The organism is Pseudoalteromonas sp. XMcav2-N (genome assembly GCF_024124545.1).
Taxonomy (GTDB): Bacteria; Pseudomonadota; Gammaproteobacteria; order Enterobacterales; family Alteromonadaceae; genus Pseudoalteromonas.
Map to the genome: position 1 here is coordinate 450,697 of NZ_JAMXSF010000001.1, position 19,887 is coordinate 470,583.

The following is a 19,887-nucleotide window of genomic DNA, read 5'->3' on the forward strand; positions in this document are numbered from 1 at the left end:
AACAATTATTCCATTGTAAACAGAGTTGATGGTGCCGCAGATTTAGCACTTTCAATGAAAGTGCGCGTATGCCACAGCGTCATATTTTCGTTGATTTCTATTGTGTCAGATTGCTCTATGATTTTGCCTGAACGCAGTTTAGTTTTGAGCGTAATATTGACCGTACCTTGTGTGACAGGAACTTGTGCCAGTTTGATGTGTGATGGAAGCGACTGCCATTGACGTAAATCAGCCCCTGCTGTAACAGCATTGACAACACTGGTTGCTAACTTGGCAAAGCCATCAAATGCCTGCAGGCCGGTACTCTGAATTGCCTTATGCGCCGTCATGGCTTTAACAACCTCTCGAGTCAGCGCTATTTGCATCTCAGTGTTGGCATTTTTAAGTGCGCTTTGTAAGGTCAGCAGGCTTACAGAGTGATAGTTATCCAGCTCTGTTACTTTTTTGCCGTCAAGCCAAAGCTCGGTCTTCTCGATTTTTTGTTCAAATGGCTCCAAATATGTCACCGCAATGCGGCTGCCGTGTTCCAGCGCATCAATCAGTCCTGCAGTCTTGGCACTTTTCCAAAGAGAGTCACCCAAAGGCAAACGCTTAGTCAGTGCACCCATCGCAACATCACCCAGGTCACCGGTAGCATAATTTTGCATCATGTCGAACAAGCTGGTATCTGCATATAGCATCTGGAACCACCACATTTGAGCTCGTCGCTCTGCAGGCGTCCCCCAGAGTATTGGCGTTACGACCAGTGCCTTGGCATTATGATCTGCTTTTAATAACAAATTAAACTCTTTGCGCTGTGGACCAATCCCAGCATTTTGCACCACAGTAAGACGAGGGCCTGCGTGCTTTGTATTGCTAATGCTATGTCCCCACTTCTCTTCAAGTGCGCTAAGTTCATTGCCATAACCACCTGCCTTACGCATGACTCGAGCCAAGTCAGAATAAGCTTGCTGTGTGACGGTACTGTTTAAGTCATACTGCTTAGCAAAACCTTGCTCAAAGGCTGTGGCAGCTCTTTGATACTGGATGCGTGCAGCATCTAACTCGTTACTGCTTTCATACAGAATACCACTGATGTAATGAGCAAATGCATCATCTTTGTAGTCAATATTTTTTAGTAAGTCGTTCGGTGCCAGGAGCGGCTGCAAAATACGCATAACACTGTCGGTGAGCCCGTCACCGCTTGGCTTGCCATCATAGCCACCCGTTTCGTCGGTTAATGTCGATAAATAGGTATCAAGCTGGCGCATTTCAACCAAAGCAGCATCCAAATAATATTGTCTCTGAGTTGGATGCTGGTTTGCCAGGGCGTTGTAGTTTAGCGCTTTAAATACATTGATCATCGGGCGATGGAATGCTTTGCCTGAGAACGTGGTGTAAGTTGGTCCGCTAAGTAGCGCCAACGCTTGCTCTGAGACGCTAACAGTATATTGTTCTTCGATGATTGCTTTGGCAGTGTCGAGGTTATCATTACTCAACTCATACTGTTGCTCCAGGTGATACAATGTGCCTAATTCAAGATAGCGTAACAGCTTGTTTTTACCTGTTGCAGAGTAGGTCGTTTCAATTGTTGTTTTGGCTTGCTCATAGTGACCGTTCTGAGCAAGTAGTATTGCATTTTTGTTGGCGGGTGTTGAATTACATCCTGTCAGAACCACTATCAGGGTCACGGTTAACCAAGCTCGATAATGCAGAGTACGAAGAAGAGATAGCATTACGCTTCCTTTGCTTGTGATAAAGTTTACGGTGACTATACCAAATAAGTTGGATATATTTGCACTAACTTAAAGATTATTTTGCTTTTTTTGAAGCTGAATATTGTAAGAAATCGTTCTTACAATTTATTACTGTAAAGCAGTCAGGCTTTTGTTAAATTTAAATCATCGCTTAGGCAATCAATAGCTCGAAGGACAATATCATGAAGATCAAACCGCTTATTACTACTATGCTCGTTGCAGGGATGTTAACAGCCTGTAGCTCTACTGGAGAAAAAACAGCTTCTGAGTCGAAGATAAATATACCAGACTGGGTACTGAATCCAGCTGTTGAAAACGGTATCGCTGCTGCGGATTGCGTGAAGTTTTCTGGTAATATCTCTATTGACCAGAAAATGGCTGTTGCTAACGCAAGGCTTGCTTTAGCCCAGCAAATTGAGACACGCATCGAAGGATTAGATAAAACTTTCTCTAATCGTACTGATGCCAATGAAGAGACGACTGTTGGAGCAACCTTTAGCTCTGTTTCCAAGCAACTGACTAAGCAGACTTTAAACGGTTCACGCGTTATTAAAGCTGATGTTGTAGAGATTGGCGGCAAAGATTATTTTTGTGCACTTACGACGTTATCGCCAGCGCTAACTAAAAGCCTGTTTAAAGACCTGATAAAAGAAAGCAAACAACAGATTAATCCACAGGATGAACAATTCTTGTATCAAGAGTTCAAAGCATTTAAAGCCGAAAAAGACCTGGAAAAAGAAATCGCCAGATTAACAAACTAATAGCGAGCGCACCAACAGGTGCGCTGTTCATTGAAGGAGTGGGCTGTGAAAAACATACTTGCATTGACGATTGCATCTCAGTTTGCTGCCGCTGCTGCTCTCGCCAGTACATCTAGTTTATTTAATGAACTGGAAGCGGCAATGCAAACCTATGATAACAACGCCCAGGAGCAAACGGAATTTGAACGCTATAAAGCGCAGCATTTGCAAGAGTTTAATGACTACGTAGAAGAACATTTTGCAGAGTTTGATGCGTTTCGTGACAAACTGATCCAGCAGTGGGGAGAGGCGAAAGTTTCAAGTCAGAGCCAGTTTGTCAGCTACTCTGACGACAACCGGGAAAGGTTAGAAGTTGACTTTGAGAATGATGAAATTGTTCTCAGTGTGCGCCATCATGCCGGCACCCATGTATCAGAGCAAGAAATTTCTCAAGCCATAGAAAGATTTCGCCAATCTGAAGGGGGGCTCTTCCAATCATTTCTTAGTGGTGAATCGTTAACCGATGGCGAGACTTACAGAGAGCAAGTTGCGATAGATAATGGACTACGTGTAAAGTCTATCATCGCCGCCAAAGCACAGATCAAGCAACAAACACAGGAACAGAAAAAGTTAGCAGAGCAACAGGCCGATGCAGCACTGGCATTGCAGTCTGAGCCGCAGTTGCTGGAAGCCGCAAATAATGAGTTGGCAACAAAGAAAGCTGAACTTGATGAACTTGCCACTAAGCGTATCAAAAATCTGACAAAATCTGTTAGACAGATCTCTAAGACTGAGCCACAGCAAGTGACTCAGGTACGGATCAAAATGCCGAAAAATGGCCTGGCACAAAAACGGGCTTCAGAGTATCAAGGTCAAATTGCAAAGCAAAGCGAACGCTTTGAAATCGATACCAGCCTGGTGCTGGCTGTCATGCACACAGAAAGCCACTTTAATCCTCTGGCGAAATCGCATATTCCGGCATTTGGTTTAATGCAGATAGTACCAACCAGCGCCGGCGTAGACGTCAATCGCTACTTGTACAAACTGGATGAACCAATGAGCCCGCCTTATCTCTATGTGGTGGATAATAACATCGAAGCTGGAACGGCTTACTTGCACCTTCTCAATGACCGTTATCTTAGCGCGATCAAGGACCCATTAAGCCGTAAGTATTGCATGATTGCAGCTTACAACACGGGGGCAGGCAATGTCGCCAGTGTATTTAATGCGGATGGCTCGCGCAATATTAACCGGGCAGCAAGAGTTATTAACTCGCTGTCTCCCGAGCGTGTACTGGAAGTGTTGCAACAAGGGTTACCTTACAATGAAACTCGTCGCTATCTGAAAAAAGTGTTGGCGACTGAAAAACTGTATATTTAACTCAAAAAACGAAGTACCAGAATTAATGACTCTGGTATTTTCTTTTCATCAAAGTGTAAATATCACTTATTTATCTATAGACCCCCTTTGAATCTAGCTGTGTCAAGCTATTCCAATTGGTAAAATACTGCCACTTCTGATGTCAACTACGCCTCCTATCCGATGCAGTGACTATGATGTTCAGATGTTGGTTTCTGAGAGAGTTACAGATACAGTCTAAGCTCTTGGTTTTTTGTCGTTTAGTGCGGTTTGTCTTTATGTGTGCCGGATCTTCACGAGATATCTTGATTGAGGTGCCATAATTCGATTGTTCGGGCTAATAGTCTCGGCTGCGTGGCTTCATCGCGATTTAGAAATTACATATCTACTTGGCTATTCAGATCTCAAGGCATTAAAAAGGGCCGCACAGGCGACCCTTTTTATCGTGCAGCTTAGCGCTTATTCATAGCTGGCTGGTGATGCCATTGCTGAGCTTGCGCGTGCTGTAGGAGACTTAGAGCCAGAGCCCTGGCCGCTATCACTTACCTTTTCGCGCATGGAATCAGGCATGGCAGTTACAGAAATGGTGATATCGGCACTATCATCAGCTGTCGCTTTTGTCATAGGTGCTTCGGCGACGTATTGATAACGAGAGCGGACTGATACTGTCTGCGCTGTAGCTTGTTTAGCAATCGGTGCTTCTTCAGCTCCAGCAGGGGCTTCAGTAGCAGGCGCTTCTTCAGCTTGCACCTCAACCGGGGTATCAGTAGCAGGCGCTTCTTCAACTTGCACTTCATGCGGGGCTTCAGTCGCAGGGGCTTCTTCAGCTTGCACCTCAACCGGGGTTTCAGTCGCAGTGGCTTCTTCAACTTGCACCTCAACCGGTGCTTCAGTCGCAGGGGCTTCTTCAGCTTGCACCTCAACCGGGGCTTCAGCAGCAGGGGCTTCTTCAGCTTGCACCTCAACCGGGGCTTCAGTCGCAGGGGCTTCTTCAGCTTGCACCTCAACCGGGGCTTCAGTCGCAGGGGCTTCTTCAGCTTGCACCTCAACCGGGGCTTCAGCAGCAGGGGCTTCTTCAGCTTGCACCTCAACCGGGGCTTCAGCAGCAGGGGCTTCTTCAGCTTGCACCTCAACCGGGGCTTCAGCAGCAGGTGCTTCTTTAGCGTGCACCTCAACCGGGGCTTCAGTAGCAGGTGCAGCTTGAGTCTGCTCCTCTGCCGGTGCTACAGCTGTTTGTGTTTCAACAGGCTGCATTTCAACTGCTGGCGTTTCCTCAGCAGCGGCGACTTGTGCTTTTGCAGTTGCGCTCATTTCAGCTTCAAACTCAGCGGCGGCTTGATCTGCGACAGGAACAAACGCAGGTGCTGCATCTTTGCTTTCGTTGCGTTTACGCTTTTGCCCCGCAGCTCTGAGGTGACGCGGAGAGCGACGAGAGCGAGTGCGCGGTTGTTCGCGTTGCTCTTTATCTTCTTCGCTTGATTCCTCAACTTTTTGGTTATGTTGAGTTTGCTCAGCCACTTCTTCTGCAGGTGTCTCCGGAGCCTGTTGTACCTTAGCTTCCACTTTTTGAGGTGCAGTCTCTTTAGCGACGCTGGTTGCAACAGCTTGCTCTTGCTCAGGCTTTTGTGCAGGGGTATCCGTAACCTCAGGCTGGACATCAGCAATTACCTCAGTAGTCTGTGTGTTGTTTGATTCACCTTCAACACGTACTTTCTTTTTCAGGTTACGACGTTGGCGACGTGGCTTAACTGGCTTGTCCTGGTTTGCCTGCTCTGCGTTGTCCTGTTTTTGATCTGCACTTTGCTCAGAGCTTTGTTTCGCTTTATCAGAGTCATTACGACGACGCTGGTTCTGTCGGCGACGCTTATTACGGCCTTCGCTGCGCTCCTGGTTGTCGCTCTGCTCATCTTTGCGAGCTTTAGTATCACTGCTGTCTTGCTCAGCTTTACGATTGTCGTTACGTTCGTCGTTACGGCGATCATTACGGTTGCGATTTTTACGACGCTGCTGGTTGCGACGGCGGTTATCCTGACGCTGACGAGGTTGTTGCTTAGGTTGCTCTTCCTCTTTTTGCTCTTCTTCAGAACCAAACAAGCCCTTGAGCCATTTACCGATACGACTCAATAAACCTGCTTCTTCCTCAACTTTCTTTTGTGCTTGAGGCTGCTTAGTCGCTTCTGCAGGTTGTGGAGCTGGTGCCGGTGCTGTAGGCATAGCAACGCCTTTCAGAACAGGCTCTTCTTTGACAATAGGAGCTGCGATTGGTGCGGCAGCCACTTCTACTTCAGGCGTAACGACTTGCTCATAGCTCACACTTTCCGGCACATCATCTTTACGCAGGCGTACAACGTCATAATGCGGCGTTTCCATATGCTGATTAGGAATGATCACAACGTCACAGTTGTGGCGTTTTTCGATGCGCTGAACGGCCCGACGCTTCTCGTTAAGCAAATAAGAGCCTACTTTAACAGGTACTTGCGCGTTAACCTGAGCGGTGTTCTCTTTAATCGCTTCTTCTTCAATCAGACGCAAAATAGACAGTGCAATCGATTCGTTTGAACGAATGGTACCCTGTCCATCACAACGCGGACATGTGTGCTGGCTTGCTTCACCTAATGAAGGGCGTAAGCGCTGGCGTGACATTTCGAGCAAGCCGAATCGTGAAATCTTGCCAATCTGAACACGAGCGCGGTCTGCGCGCACGGCATCTTTCAGGCGGTTCTCAACTTCACGCTGGTGACGTGGAGGCGTCATATCAATGAAGTCGATCACTATCAGGCCACCCAGGTCTCGCAAACGTAATTGACGAGCAATTTCGTCAGCGGCTTCCAGGTTGGTATTTAATGCCGTTTCCTCAATATCGCCGCCTTTAGTTGCCTTTGAGGAGTTGATATCGATAGAAGTAAGTGCTTCGGTTGGATCAATAACAATTGAACCGCCAGAAGGCAAACGTACTTCACGCTGAAAAGCAGATTCAATCTGGCTTTCGATCTGGTAGTGCGTGAACAGCGGAACATCATTCTGATAGAGCTTAACACGGTTGATGAAGTCCGGACGGAAACGCTCAATATGGGCTTTCGCTTCTTCAAAAACACGTGCCTTATCAATTAGTATCTCACCGATATCGCGGCGTAAATAATCGCGGATAGCGCGGAAGATAACATTGCTTTCTTGGTGAATTAAGAATGGAGCCTTACCACTGTCTGCCGCATTCTGGATTGCTTCCCAGTGTACCAGCAGGGCTTTCAGGTCATATTCTAATTCTTCAAAAGATTTACCGACACCCGCTGTACGCACAATCAGGCCCATGCCTTTTGGCAGGTTCAGGCGGCTCAACGCTTCTTTCAGTTCGATGCGTTCATCACCTTCGATCCGACGAGAAATACCGCCAGCACGAGGGTTATTAGGCATTAGTACCAGGTAGCTGCCGGCAACGCTGATAAAAGTGGTCAGTGCTGCACCTTTTTGGCCTCGTTCCTCTTTATCAACCTGAACAATGACTTCCTGGCCTTCTTTGATCACATCTTTGATGTTTGGGCGACCGTTGAATGTATAGCCTGAAGGGAAGTAAGTTTTGGCAATTTCTTTGAGGGGGAGGAAACCGTGGCGCTCGGCACCATAGTCAACAAAAGCGGCTTCTAGGGAAGGTTCTATACGAGTGATTTTACCTTTGTAAATATTGGCTTTTTTCTGTTCATGACCAGGGCTTTCGATGTCTAGATCGTACAGACGCTGGCCGTCAACCAGTGCAACGCGCATTTCTTCTTGCTGCGTCGCATTGATCAGCATACGTTTCATATTTTTACTCTACTTAATTTTTACACTTTGCCTGTGCTTGTTAGTTCAGGGGTTCAGTGTTCCTATTTTTATAATGCAGTCTCACGACTGGGAGACGGGAACAATCATTTACTTCCGCTTATAACGCTTATGCCACACTGCTTCATAAGTGGCGGGTTACTGAGTTTTTCACTCAAATTACGGAGGTCGCACGGGCCCAAACCTATCCTGACTAAACTACACAAGACATTAATAATTATTGCTTTTAATTTCGGTTATTTAGCTGTGTTTAATCAGTACCATGAACTATTACACGCTTCATTTCAGATTAAACGCACGTATTTGTCACTGGGCTAGGTCGATAAAGCTGTGGAAATCTCAGCTTTAATCTGTATGATCCTCCACCCAAGATGTGCATCACAGCGGCATCAATGCGATAAAAAGCACGCTCGCAAAGATAGGCGCGCCGATTATCCCACTATTACCCGCGTGATAGCAACTAAATTATTACTCAATTCAGTGATTAGGCAATGTCAGAAAAAACCGGCTTAAAGGTAAGTTTTGTAACCATAACAGAAGACCAACTCGGTCAGCGCATAGATAACTTTTTACTTACCCATCTAAAGGGAGTGCCAAAAAGTGCAATCTACAAAATTCTTCGTAAAGGGGAGGTCAGGGTTAACAAAAAGCGGGTGAAGCCGGTTTACAAGCTACAACTGAATGATGAAGTGCGCATTCCGCCGATAAAAGTCGCTGAGAAATCTGAGTTTGTGCCAAAAAATCTGGATAAAGTCGCAGGGTTGGAAGATGCGATTCTGTATGAGGATAAGTACCTGATTGTCATGAATAAGCCATCAGGTATGGCGGTTCATGGTGGCAGTGGTTTGAGCTATGGGTTAATAGAGGCTATCCGGGCCTTACGCCCTGAAGAAAGAAGTCTGGAGTTAGTACACCGACTCGATCGCGATACGTCTGGCTGTTTGTTAATCTCAAAGCGTCGCGCAATTTTAAAAGGGCTACACGAACAGCTCAGAGAAAAAACCATGGAGAAGAACTATTGGGCGCTGGTGTGCGGTGAATGGTCGGCTAAACACAAGAATGTAACTGAACCACTACGCAAGAATACGCTACAGTCGGGTGAGCGGGTCGTGCGGGTAGATCAAGAAGAGGGCAAAGCCTCTCACACTCGCTTTCGGGTGCTGGAACGGTTTGAGGGGGCGACGTTAGTACAGGCATCACCTGTCACAGGGCGTACTCACCAGATCCGGGTTCACACCCAATGCAAAGGTCATCCAATCGCTTGTGATGATAAATATGGCGATCAGGTGTTCGACAGCAGAATGCGTCAGCTGGGCCTGGGGCGATTATTCTTGCATGCCCGGGAGCTGAGGTTTATTCATCCAAAGCATGAAACCACACTACATGTTGAAGCACCATTAGATAAAGCGCTGGAGCATTGTTTGGCTAAGCTAAGGAGCACTAATGACGCGTAAGCTGATTATATTTGACTGGGACGGTACTGTGATGGACACAGTACCAAAAATTGTTAATACCATACGCAAAGTGACGACTACCCATGACCTTGACCCTGTCTCTGATGAAGCGTCCAAGTCAATCATCGGCTTGTCGTTAGAAAAGGCCATGGCGACTTTGTTTCCAGAACATCAAGAAAACGCGGCTGATTTAGCACTGACTTATAAGCGTCTATATAAAGAAGACACAACCCCGGCAGTGGTCTTTACAGGAGTCGAAGTGTTGCTGTCTGCACTCAAAGCTGAAGGATACTTGTTGGCTGTCGCGACAGGAAAAAGTCGGGTTGGTTTGGATAACCTGCTGGCACAAAGTGGCTTGAGTGATTATTTTAGCATTACTAAAACGGCGGATGACGCAAAATCAAAACCAGACCCGGATATGCTGCAACAAATCTTATGCGAGCTGGATGTCAATCCTGCTGATGCCGTCATGGTTGGCGATACTGCTATTGACATGCAATTGGCCAATAATGCGAATGTGCCTGCTGTGGCGGTAACACTTGGGGCGGCCAGCGCCGCGCAACTTGAGAAATACGCGCCGCTGGCAGTGTGCGAAAGCTATGCTCAGCTTCAGGCGTTTTTATTGCCCGAGCACATCAACGCCGAACTCTGCCAGTGACTTGGTCAGTTCAATCAGAGGGAGCCCGATTAATGTATTGGGATCGTCTCCCTCAAGCTTATCGAACAGGCATATCCCCAGTCCTTCACTCTTAAAGCTGCCTGCACAATTGAGCGGCTGTTCTTTTGCCACATATTGCTCAATCTGAGCGTCTGTTAACTGACGAAAATGGACTTTAAACGGTACAATTTTAGTAACGGCCCGCTGTGTTTCAAGCTGATAGACGCATAATCCGGTGAGAAACGTGATGACCTGACCGCTGAATTGTTTTAGCTGTGCATGGGCATTTTCCACCGTATGAGGCTTGCCGAGTATCTTGCCGTCAAATAAAGCGACCTGATCTGAGCCAATCACCAATCCACTGCTATAATGTTGATGCGCAACACGCGCTTTGCTTTCACTTAACCTGGCAACCAGCTCATCAGGCGCTTCATCAGGCAAACCTGATTCATCAATGTCGGGAGAAAAGTTGTCAAATGGCAGGCACAATTTTGCTAAAATTTGCTGCCTAAATGGCGAGCTGGAGGCTAATATAAGTGGTGATTTCATAAGTACTGTCACTGCGTTGTAGAAAATTCTCCATAGGATAATCACAACGTGGTTAAAAACAATATGAAAGTTTAATTTTGCTTTGACTAAAGCACTAACTATCTATATGATGCAGCCCCTATGCAAAAGGTGAAAATTCCCATCACCATTGATCCTTGCAAAGCGGCACAGCGCCGGGCCAGTTATGACGGTGTTATTGCGCTTGAAGAACTTTCTCGTTTGCAGCAAGTTGTGCAAGATCAAGTAGGTGAAATAGCGGTAACTATTCGTTGCGAAACAGACCAGCAAGGTTTGGTTGTAGTACGTGGAAGCGTGCAAGCCAAAGTCACCGTGTTGTGTCAGCGTTGTAACGATGAATTAGGGTTGGATTTGGAACAAGACTTTGCGTATTCGCCAGTCGGATTAGGTGCAGAGTCGGAAGAACTCCCTGAGTGCTATGATGTTGTGGAGTTGGATGAAGAAGGTGAAATTAATCTGCGGCAAATTGTCGAAGATGAGTTGATACTGGCGATCCCCATCGTTCCTAAGCATACAGAAGCATCCTGTTCATTTTCTGATAAGCCAGTTAGCTTTGGTGATATAGAAGAACAAGAGAGCAAACCAAATCCATTTGAAATTTTAAAACAACTTAAGAAAGATTCTTAGGAGATAGGCTAATGGCGGTACAAAAAAGTAAAGTGTCACGTTCACGTCGTGGCATGCGTCGTTCACACGATGCTATTAACGGTCCTACACTAACTGTAGATCAAGTTTCTGGTGAGACTCACCGTCGTCACCACGTAACTGCTGACGGTTACTACAAAGGCGAAAAAGTAATTTCTAAGTAAGAGATTACTTATGCACGCTGATCTAACCATAGCGTTAGATATGATGGGGGGCGATTACGGCCCCCGTTCATCAATTCCTGCCGCAATCGCTGCAGTTGAAAAACATCCTCGCTTAATCCTACTCTTATGTGGCAATCGTTCCGTTTTGGAAGATGCGCTCGAAAAAGCCAATGCACTGTCTCATCCACGTCTTATTGTTAAGCACTGTGATGAAGTTGTGACCAATACCTGCGATCCTGCTCAGGCATTACGTAACAAGCGAAATTCTTCTATGCGCGTAGCATTGGATCTGGTCAAAGCCGGTCAGGCACAAGCTTGCGTGAGTTCGGGTAATACGGGCGCGTTGTTATCGATGGCGCATTATGTATTAAAAATGCTCCCAGGCATAAAACGCCCTGCATTGATCACTTCCGTACCCACTGAAAAAAAACAGCCCGTTTATCTACTGGATCTTGGCGCCAATGTGCAATGTGATCCGGAAACTCTGTTGCAGTTTGCCATTATGGGGTCGATTGTTGCAGGTGCTGCACTTAAACTCGACAAGCCCAAAGTCCACTTGCTTAACATCGGCCTGGAAGACATTAAAGGTCACGATGGTATCAAACAAGCAGCCAAGCTTATGCAAGATTGCAAAGTGATCAATTATCAGGGGTATTGCGAGGGCAGTGATATATTTTCAGGTAAATCAGACGTCATTGTATGTGAGGGGTTTGTTGGCAATGTTGCATTGAAAACTTGTGAAGGAATTGCCAAACTTATCATGTTTAAGTTCACAAAAGCGTTGAAAAAACACCTTTTTTACCGGTGTCTGGCGTTTTTACTCAGGCCCGTCATAAAAAAACTGTATAAACGTGTGAACCCCGACCAGTATAACGGCGCAAGTCTGGTAGGATTGCGCGGTATTGTAGTGAAAAGTCACGGAAATGCGTCGAAGAAGGCATTTATGGCTGCGATTGAAGAAGCGGCCAGAGAGATCGATAGACGTATTCCAGATAAAATCCGGGCGACCTTTGAAGAAATGGCGCCGGTTGAAGAGACGTCTGCCAGATCCTAGTTTCATCCAAATAGTGTGGCTAAGGAAAAGGCAGAATATAGAAATCAAAAGAGCACACTATGTCACAAAAGATTGCTTTACTATTCCCAGGCCAGGGCTCTCAGAGCGTAGGCATGCTGTCGGAATTATTAGAAACTTCTCAAGTTGTTCAGGATACGTTTGCAGAAGCTTCTGCAGCGTTAGGGTATGACCTGGCCAAGTTAGTATTAGACGGTCCTGAAAGCGAATTAAATGAAACACACCGCACTCAGCCTGCATTGCTCACCGCGAGTGTGGCAATTTTCCGTCAATGGCAGAGCGAGCAGGTCGATGCTGAATTGGTACTGGCTGGCCATAGCCTGGGCGAATACTCTGCCCTGGTATGTGCTGGTGTGTTAGATCTGTCTACAGCCGTTAAATTGGTTGAAAAACGCGGTCTGTATATGCAGCAAGCAGTACCGGCTGGTACGGGCTCAATGGCTGCAATTATCGGTCTGGATGACGATACAATTGCGAAGATCTGTGAGGAACAATCTGAGCAGCAAGTTGTGGCGCCAGTCAATTTCAACTCGCCGGGTCAGGTAGTCATTGCTGGTCACAAAGAAGCAGTAGAGCGTGCATCAGAAGCTTGTAAAGAGGCAGGTGCGAAGCGTGCGTTGCCGCTGGCTGTGAGCGTGCCTTCTCACTGTGCGTTAATGAAACCAGCTGCCGAGCAACTTGCAGCAGATCTTGCCGGGATCGAGTTTGCAACACCAAACTTTCCAGTGATCAATAATGTCGACGTTGTGGCGCAAGAAAGTGGCGAAGCGATTAAAGATGCGCTTATTCGCCAGTTATACAGCCCGGTCCGTTGGACAGAGACGGTTCAGCAATTAGCAAAAGAAGGGATCACTCAGGCTTATGAGTTTGGACCGGGTAAAGTACTGACCGGCCTGGCCAAGCGAATTGATAAATCTGTTGCATGTAGCGCGGTAAACGACGTTGCTTCTCTTACATCTGCAAAGTAAATAACGGAAATTAAGATGACAAACCTATTTGATTTAACAGGTAAAGTAGTACTTGTTACAGGCGCGAGCCGTGGTATTGGTAAAGCTATTGCAAATGCTATGGTTGTACAAGGTGCAAAGGTAGCGGGTACCGCGACAAGTGAATCAGGTGCAGAAAAAATTTCTGACTATCTGGGCGAAAATGGTAAAGGGTACAAGCTTAATGTAACCGACGCTGAGTCTATCGACGCAACCCTGCAGGCAATCAAGCAAGATCTGGGTGATGTGGATGTATTGGTTAACAATGCCGGTATTACCCGTGACAATCTGTTGATGCGAATGAAGGATCAGGAGTGGGACGATATCCTTGATACTAATCTGAGCTCAATTTTCCGTTTGTCTAAGGCGGTTTTGCGTCCTATGATGAAGAAAAAATCAGGCCGTATCATTAATATCGGCTCAGTAGTAGGTACAATGGGTAACGCTGGCCAAGCGAACTATGCAGCCGCTAAAGCTGGCGTGATTGGTTTTTCAAAGTCTATGGCGCGCGAAGTCGCATCACGTGGTATCACTGTGAATGTTATCGCACCTGGTTTTATCCAAACAGACATGACTGATGAGCTAACTGACGAGCAAAAGGCGGCAACGCTCGCGAACGTGCCGGCAGGACGTCTTGGTAAGCCTGAAGAGATCGCAGCAGCGGCGGTTTACCTTGCATCAGATGCCGGTGCCTATGTTTCAGGCGAAACTTTGCACGTAAATGGCGCCATGTACATGGTGTAACAATTGTGCGCGAGGTTGAAGTTTTTGTGATCTTGCGGCAATCTTACTTGAAATTGCTATTAAAATAGGCGATAAAAGTACAAAATATTTAGTAACAGGTTTGACCAGAAAAAAAAGTCATGGTCAATCCTTGAATCACAGTATGATGCGCCGTAAACTACGCCGCAATCTGAAATTAACGCGATAGCGTTTAAATAAAGGAAAGAAGAATGAGCGACATCCAAGAACGCGTAAAAAAAATCATCGTTGAGCAACTAGGTGTTAAAGAAGAAGAAGTAAAATCAGAAGCGTCTTTCGTAGACGATCTGGGTGCTGATTCTCTTGACACTGTTGAGCTGGTAATGGCTCTGGAAGAAGAGTTCGATACTGAAATCCCTGACGAAGAAGCTGAGAAAATCACTACTGTTCAGGCAGCGATCGACTACGTTACTGCTCACGCTGAGTAATTAACGACTTTAAATTAGGGCAGCGTTCGCTGCCCTGATTCTTTATCCCCCCATCATTTCGAAAATCCCTTTTGGAGGAAACCGTGGCTAAACGTCGAGTCGTAGTAACTGGCTTAGGTATGTTGACGCCGCTAGGTAATGACGTAGAGTCAACCTGGCAGGGCTTGTTAGAAGGCCGAAGTGGTATTCGTAATATCACACACTTTGACACTACTCAGTTCGGTACCAAATTTGCGGGTCTGGTCAATGATTTTGACGAGACTCAATACATGTCAAAGAAAGATGCCAAGAAAATGGACTTGTTCATTCAGTACGGTATCGCGGCGGGCGTACAGGCGCTTAAAGATTCCGGGTTGGAAATCACAGAAGAAAATGCCAAACGTGTTGGTGTCGCTGTGGGTTCTGGGATCGGGGGCCTGACACTGATTGAAGAAAACCACGTGAAGCTGCTCAACAGTGGTCCACGCAAGCTGTCTCCGTTTTATGTGCCCTCGACCATCATCAATATGATCTCGGGTCACTTGTCTATCATGCACGGTCTGCGAGGCCCGAATATCTCTATCGTTACTGCATGTACGACAGGCCTGCACAACATTGGCCATGCAGCACGTATGATTGCCTACGGCGATGCGGATGCTATGGTTGCAGGTGGTGCAGAGAAAGCGTCAACTCCAATCGGAATGGGTGGTTTTAGCGCGGCTCGTGCCTTGTCTACGCGCAATGATGATCCACAAGCGGCGTCGCGCCCTTGGGATAAAGATCGTGACGGCTTCGTACTGGCAGACGGCGCAGGTGTGATCGTACTGGAAGAGTACGAACATGCAAAAGCACGTGGTGCGAAAATTTATGCTGAGCTGGTCGGTTTTGGCATGAGTGGCGATGCATACCACATGACTTCACCGCCTGAAGATGGTGCAGGTGCTGCACTGGCGATGGAAAACGCTCTACAGGACGCAGGTGTAAATGCTGAGCAGGTCGGTTACATTAATGCTCATGGTACGTCTACATCGGCGGGTGACAAAGCAGAAACTTCTGCTGTGAAATCCATCTTCGGTGATGCAGCAAAAGATGTGATGGTCAGCTCATCCAAGTCAATGATGGGTCACTTGCTAGGGGCTGCGGGTTCTGTAGAGTCGATCATTAGTATCTTGTCTCTACAACATCAAAAGGTAACGCCGACTATCAACCTGGATAACCCGGACGAAGGGTGCGATCTGGATTACGTGCCGCATACCGCACGTGATGCAAAGTTAGATTATGCGCTGTGTAACTCATTTGGGTTTGGCGGCACAAATGGCTCTTTGCTGTTTAAAAAAGTCTAATCTCAGAAACATCATGAAAACCCGGCATTGCCGGGTTTTTTTATGTCCAAATGACACCGTCAGAACAGTAGTGATACCAATTTACTTAATTAAGTGTTTTATTTTGAGGCGAGAAAATAGGGTCGATAACACCGCTCTCGCGTCCTGCTATTGCTGAGGCACCTACATCCATGTAGGCGAGGCAAAAATTTTGCTGTTAAGTTATTCTAAATGAGAAATTTTTAATGCCGTTAGCGTCATATTTGCTCCTTCAAATTGAACAGGTATTAAGTGTAATTGGTATTATGATACAGTTGGTGCATTCAATTTGGTGTGGTAAAGACGAATGCAGCAGGTAAGTAGTCGGGATCGTGGCCTGAATTATGGCGATGGCTTTTTTACAACGGTCAAGATTTCAGCAGGTCAGCTGGAGCGCTGGGAAGGCCATTTAAAGCGCCTGGCGCAGTGCGCAAGTGCTTTGTATTTCCCTGAGTTAGACTTAAGGGCACTGACAGAGCAGTGCGAGAACGCGTCGAGGGATGTGGATGAAGGCGTGCTCAAAGTGCTGATCACCCGAGGAGAGGGCGGCAGAGGCTATAGCTTGCCCGACCAGGTTCAGGTTACAACGCTGGTGTCGCTATCGGCATTTCCGGATCATTATGCGCGCTGGCGCGAAGACGGGATTACGTTGGCAATATCTGATGTGCGTCTTGGTCACCAACCTATGTTAGCTGGGCTGAAAACACTGAACCGTCTGGAGCAGGTGCTGATCAAGCAAAATGCCGCCAACAAAGCTACGGATGATGTACTTGTGATGGACTTACAGGGCCTGGTCATAGAGAGCTCTGCAGCCAATATTCTGATCTGTAAAGATAGGCACTGGTACACGCCCGACTTGTCTCAATGTGGGATCCAGGGCGTTTACCTCTCAAGCTTACAACTGCATAATCCGATAACGGCGGTATCTTTGAATCTGGAGTCTGTGTATGCGGCTGATGCTGTGTATGTTTGTAACAGCCTGATGGGCCTCGTGCCTGTGCGTCAGATTGATAACCACCATTTCAGCCTGAATAAGGCACATGCTTTGGCTGAGGAGCTTGTTGCTACATTATGATCAAAAAACTGATTTTACTTGTGCTGTCGGGATTGTTCATTGGCATACTGGCAGGTGCGCATTTCATTTCAGAGTTTAATGAGGCACCACTTCGTAGCGATACCCGCTATTTTGAAGTTAAACGGGGAGACAGTTTTGTGGCAATCTGTCGGCGCTGGCAGCACCAGGGTTGGGTTGAAAATTGTTTACCCTATCAGATTTACGGTAAGTTATTCCCAGAGCGGGTAAAAGTTAAAGCCGGTGTCTACGAGTTGCAAGGGGTAAGTGTACTTGAGGCGTTGTCAAAGCTGAACACCGGGGTACAGGCCGACTTCATGTTTACTATAATCGAAGGGCAAACCTTTAAACAGGTGTTGGCAAACCTCAAAGAAGCACCATTTATCCATTTTGACCTGAGCGAAAAGGATATGGCGAAGCATATCAAGGTCGATGCAAGTGGCTTGTCCGAGGAGCAGAATTTTCACCCAGAAGGCTGGCTGTATCCCGAAACTTACCACTATCATGCGCACAGTCGAGCGTCATCCCTGATTAAACGTGCCAGCGAGCGTATGCATCAGCAACTGGCAGCTGCATGGCAGCAACGTGCAGCCGACTTACCCATCAGCTCAGCCTACGAGGCATTGATCCTGGCATCCATCATCGAAAAGGAAACGGGTAAAGCACAAGAGCGCCCGGTTATCGCCTCTGTATTTGTAAACCGCTTGAACCGCAAGATGCGATTGCAAACGGATCCGACGGTTATTTATGGTCTGGGTGAGCGTTTTGACGGGGATATCAAGCGTCGCGATTTGCGTGAACATACGCCCTACAATACCTATAGAATAAAGGGGTTACCACCTACACCTATTGCTATGCCGTCATTTGATGCTATACAGGCTGCAACTCAGCCAGCGCGAACAGACTATCTGTATTTTGTATCCAAAGGCGACGGCAGCCATTATTTCTCAAAATCCTTACGAGAGCACAACCAAGCGGTAAAACGTTATATCTTGAATAAACAAAGCGGTTGAGTAAGCAAAAATAACAGCGATTCTCAAAGAGTGGTCGCAAGCGGCTGTATATTGTAGACAAATATGATATACCAGCACCATAACACTACACAGAATAAAAAACTGGAGCTCTGTAATGAATAAGTTGAACGCGCTCACACTCGCAGTGGCGATTGCTCTGTCGGGCTGTGTTCAGGAAAGCCGAGTCAATCAGGCCAGCTCAGCAGCGACTGCTGCTGCGCCATTGTCACGCGCTGATATTGACAAGCAAGTTGACGCCTATACACAAACCTTTATTAATCATCAGCCTGCACAGGCAACCTCATTAAAGCTATCCGCAGATCAATATGGCAGTTATGCCGACAGGCTACCTGATTACTCAGCATCGGGTATGCAGGCGTTGCAAATTGATATGAATAATGCGGCAGAAAAACTAAAACGCCTGCAAGCGCACAAGATGAGTGAAGATGATCGTTTACACCTGCGTGTGAACGAAGTGCTGGCGCGTTATTATGCCGGTGATGCCCAATTTAGCGGTGGCTATATTGATACCTGGGGTGGGCATTTACCTTACATTGTTAATCAGCTTTCCGGGCCTTTGGTGGATATTCCAAATCTGCTTAAAGATCAGCACAATGTTGAGAATATGCAGGATGCGCAAAACTATCTGAGTCGGTTAGAGGCGTTTGCAACACTGACCGATCAGGTCCGCGGTAAGCTGGCGGATGATGCTGAAAAAGGCATCATCCTGCCCAAGGTCCTGTTCCCGAATACCTTTGGTTATCTGAATAACTTTACCGCGCATTCGAGCGCTAAACACCCATTGGTTACCTCATTTGAAACCAAATTATCAAACGTTGTATCTATCTCTGAAGCACAGCGCACCGAGCTCGTTAATGCAGCTGCAGCATTGGTTGATCAAAAGATCTATCCCGCATATCAGCGTGTGATTGTCGATCTTAAAGTGTTACAGGCAAAAGCTCCTGAAAAAGTCGGCATCTGGGCTCAGCCGGGTGGTGAAGCCTTTTACCAGCATGAAATTACCTATCTGGCCGATTCGGATCTCAGTGCACAGCAGATCCACGATATCGGGCTTGCTGAAGTCAAACGGATCACTGCACGAATGGACGAGATACTGCGCGAAAATGGTTACACCACGGGCTCAGTGGGCGATCGCATGAAGCAGCTAAACGATGAATCACGCTTTTTATACGAAGACAGTGACGCGGGCCGCGAAGCATTGCTGACCTTTTTGCGTGGAGAAATTGAGACCATCAATAAAAAAGCACCAGAGTACTTTTCAACTCTACCACCCCAAAAAGTAGAAGTGCGCCGCATTCCCAAGGAGGTAGAAGCGGGTGCACCGGGAGGCTATTATAGCGGACCTTCCCTGGATGGCAGTCGTCCCGGGGTATTTGCCATCAATCTCAAAGACATGAAGGCCGTACCAAGCTTTGGTATGAAAACACTGACTTATCACGAAGCAGTACCTGGGCATCACTTCCAGATTGCGCTGAACATGCTGCAGACAGACATAGGCCTGATGCGTCAGAATGCCTCGTTCAACGGTTATATTGAAGGCTGGGCGCTATATTCTGAGCTGGTTGCATACGAAATGGGCATGTACGAGAACGACCCGTTTGGTGATTTGGGTCGCTTACAGGCGGAAGCCTATCGTGCTGCTCGCCTGGTGGTCGACACTGGGCTTCACTATAAACAGTGGACGCGTCAGCAGGCGATTGAATACTTCGCTGAAGCGACGGGATCTGCTATGAGCGATGTGACTGCAGCTATTGACCGTTATATCGCCTGGCCAGGACAAGCGCTGGGCTATAAGCTGGGTATGATTAAACTCGTTGAGTTGCGTGATAAAGCGCGTAAGGCTTTAGGTGAGAAGTTTGATATCAAAGCGTTCCATGATGTGATCTTACTTAAAGGCGCAAGACCTTTGGCCATTGTAGAAGATGATGTCGATCGCTGGGTCGCCTCACAAAGTTAAATGTTAGAGGTGGTTATTTGCCACCTGATAGTTTGGTGAAGAAGGGAGTTTTCACCTTATTAATCTATTCATAAATTTACAGTCTTTTGGTTTTCTT

General features: G+C 46.9%; 17 protein-coding genes. 14 read left to right on the forward strand and 3 right to left on the reverse strand.

What is annotated here, in order from left to right; translation table 11 throughout:
* Positions 1-5: 5 nt before the first annotated feature.
* On the reverse strand, positions 6-1,715 hold the full coding sequence (locus tag NH568_RS01785) for a hypothetical protein (RefSeq protein ID WP_253044236.1): 1,710 nt from the start codon (positions 1,713-1,715) through the stop codon (positions 6-8).
* Between the two features lie 203 nt (positions 1,716-1,918).
* On the opposite strand from NH568_RS01785, the gene NH568_RS01790 reads away from it, so the two are divergent.
* Both NH568_RS01790 and NH568_RS01795 read left to right on the forward strand, forming a co-directional pair.
* Complete coding sequence (locus NH568_RS01790) at positions 1,919-2,497, forward strand: LPP20 family lipoprotein (RefSeq protein WP_253044238.1); 579 nt, start codon at positions 1,919-1,921, stop codon at positions 2,495-2,497.
* A gap of 45 nt (positions 2,498-2,542) precedes the next feature.
* Positions 2,543-3,856 (forward strand): murein transglycosylase domain-containing protein, encoded by a 1,314-nt coding sequence (locus NH568_RS01795; protein WP_253044240.1) that lies wholly within the window; start codon positions 2,543-2,545, stop codon positions 3,854-3,856.
* Positions 3,857-4,294: 438 nt separating this feature from the next.
* Here the strand turns inward: NH568_RS01795 and rne are convergent, their stop codons facing one another.
* Positions 4,295-7,633: a ribonuclease E gene (gene rne, locus NH568_RS01800; RefSeq protein ID WP_253044242.1), complete on the reverse strand. Its 3,339-nt coding sequence runs from the start codon at positions 7,631-7,633 to the stop codon at positions 4,295-4,297.
* 509 nt (positions 7,634-8,142) lie between these two features.
* On the opposite strand from rne, the gene rluC reads away from it, so the two are divergent.
* Positions 8,143-9,105, forward strand: coding sequence for a 23S rRNA pseudouridine(955/2504/2580) synthase RluC (gene rluC, locus NH568_RS01805; protein WP_253044245.1), 963 nt, complete (start codon positions 8,143-8,145; stop codon positions 9,103-9,105).
* On the forward strand, positions 9,095-9,763 hold the full coding sequence (locus tag NH568_RS01810) for an HAD-IA family hydrolase (protein WP_253044248.1): 669 nt from the start codon (positions 9,095-9,097) through the stop codon (positions 9,761-9,763). Before rluC ends, NH568_RS01810 begins: the two co-directional genes overlap by 11 nt.
* Here NH568_RS01810 and NH568_RS01815 read toward each other — a convergent pair.
* Positions 9,725-10,312 (reverse strand): nucleoside triphosphate pyrophosphatase, encoded by a 588-nt coding sequence (locus NH568_RS01815; RefSeq protein ID WP_253044251.1) that lies wholly within the window; start codon positions 10,310-10,312, stop codon positions 9,725-9,727. The two genes, NH568_RS01810 and NH568_RS01815, sit on opposite strands and share 39 nt — an antisense overlap.
* Positions 10,313-10,432: 120 nt before the next feature.
* On the opposite strand from NH568_RS01815, the gene yceD reads away from it, so the two are divergent.
* The 10 genes from yceD (at position 10,433) to NH568_RS01865 (ending at position 19,790) form a co-directional block, all read left to right on the forward strand.
* Positions 10,433-10,957, forward strand: coding sequence for a 23S rRNA accumulation protein YceD (gene yceD, locus NH568_RS01820; protein WP_138543851.1), 525 nt, complete (start codon positions 10,433-10,435; stop codon positions 10,955-10,957).
* Positions 10,958-10,968: 11 nt separating this feature from the next.
* Complete coding sequence (gene rpmF / locus NH568_RS01825; RefSeq protein WP_010382129.1) at positions 10,969-11,139, forward strand: 50S ribosomal protein L32; 171 nt, start codon at positions 10,969-10,971, stop codon at positions 11,137-11,139.
* Between the two features lie 10 nt (positions 11,140-11,149).
* A complete protein-coding gene (gene plsX, locus NH568_RS01830) occupies positions 11,150-12,193 on the forward strand; it encodes a phosphate acyltransferase PlsX (RefSeq protein WP_253044253.1) in 1,044 nt (347 codons plus the stop codon).
* A gap of 59 nt (positions 12,194-12,252) precedes the next feature.
* Complete coding sequence (gene fabD / locus NH568_RS01835) at positions 12,253-13,179, forward strand: ACP S-malonyltransferase (RefSeq protein WP_253044256.1); 927 nt, start codon at positions 12,253-12,255, stop codon at positions 13,177-13,179.
* A gap of 15 nt (positions 13,180-13,194) precedes the next feature.
* On the forward strand, positions 13,195-13,941 hold the full coding sequence (gene fabG, locus NH568_RS01840; protein ID WP_253044258.1) for a 3-oxoacyl-ACP reductase FabG: 747 nt from the start codon (positions 13,195-13,197) through the stop codon (positions 13,939-13,941).
* A 209-nt stretch (positions 13,942-14,150) separates the two neighbouring features.
* The gene (acpP, locus tag NH568_RS01845; RefSeq protein ID WP_010374019.1) at positions 14,151-14,387 is read left to right on the forward strand and encodes an acyl carrier protein; all 237 of its coding nucleotides are present in this window, start codon (positions 14,151-14,153) and stop codon (positions 14,385-14,387) included.
* Positions 14,388-14,470: 83 nt separating this feature from the next.
* Complete coding sequence (gene fabF / locus NH568_RS01850) at positions 14,471-15,709, forward strand: beta-ketoacyl-ACP synthase II (protein WP_138553504.1); 1,239 nt, start codon at positions 14,471-14,473, stop codon at positions 15,707-15,709.
* A 325-nt stretch (positions 15,710-16,034) separates the two neighbouring features.
* Entirely contained in the window at positions 16,035-16,802 is a 768-nt protein-coding gene (gene pabC / locus NH568_RS01855; RefSeq protein WP_253044261.1) for an aminodeoxychorismate lyase, read from the forward strand.
* Positions 16,799-17,812, forward strand: coding sequence for an endolytic transglycosylase MltG (gene mltG, locus NH568_RS01860; RefSeq protein WP_253044264.1), 1,014 nt, complete (start codon positions 16,799-16,801; stop codon positions 17,810-17,812). The genes pabC and mltG overlap by 4 nt, the downstream gene beginning before the upstream one ends.
* A gap of 115 nt (positions 17,813-17,927) precedes the next feature.
* Positions 17,928-19,790: a DUF885 domain-containing protein gene (locus NH568_RS01865; protein WP_253044266.1), complete on the forward strand. Its 1,863-nt coding sequence runs from the start codon at positions 17,928-17,930 to the stop codon at positions 19,788-19,790.
* The last annotated feature ends 97 nt before the right edge of the window (positions 19,791-19,887 follow it).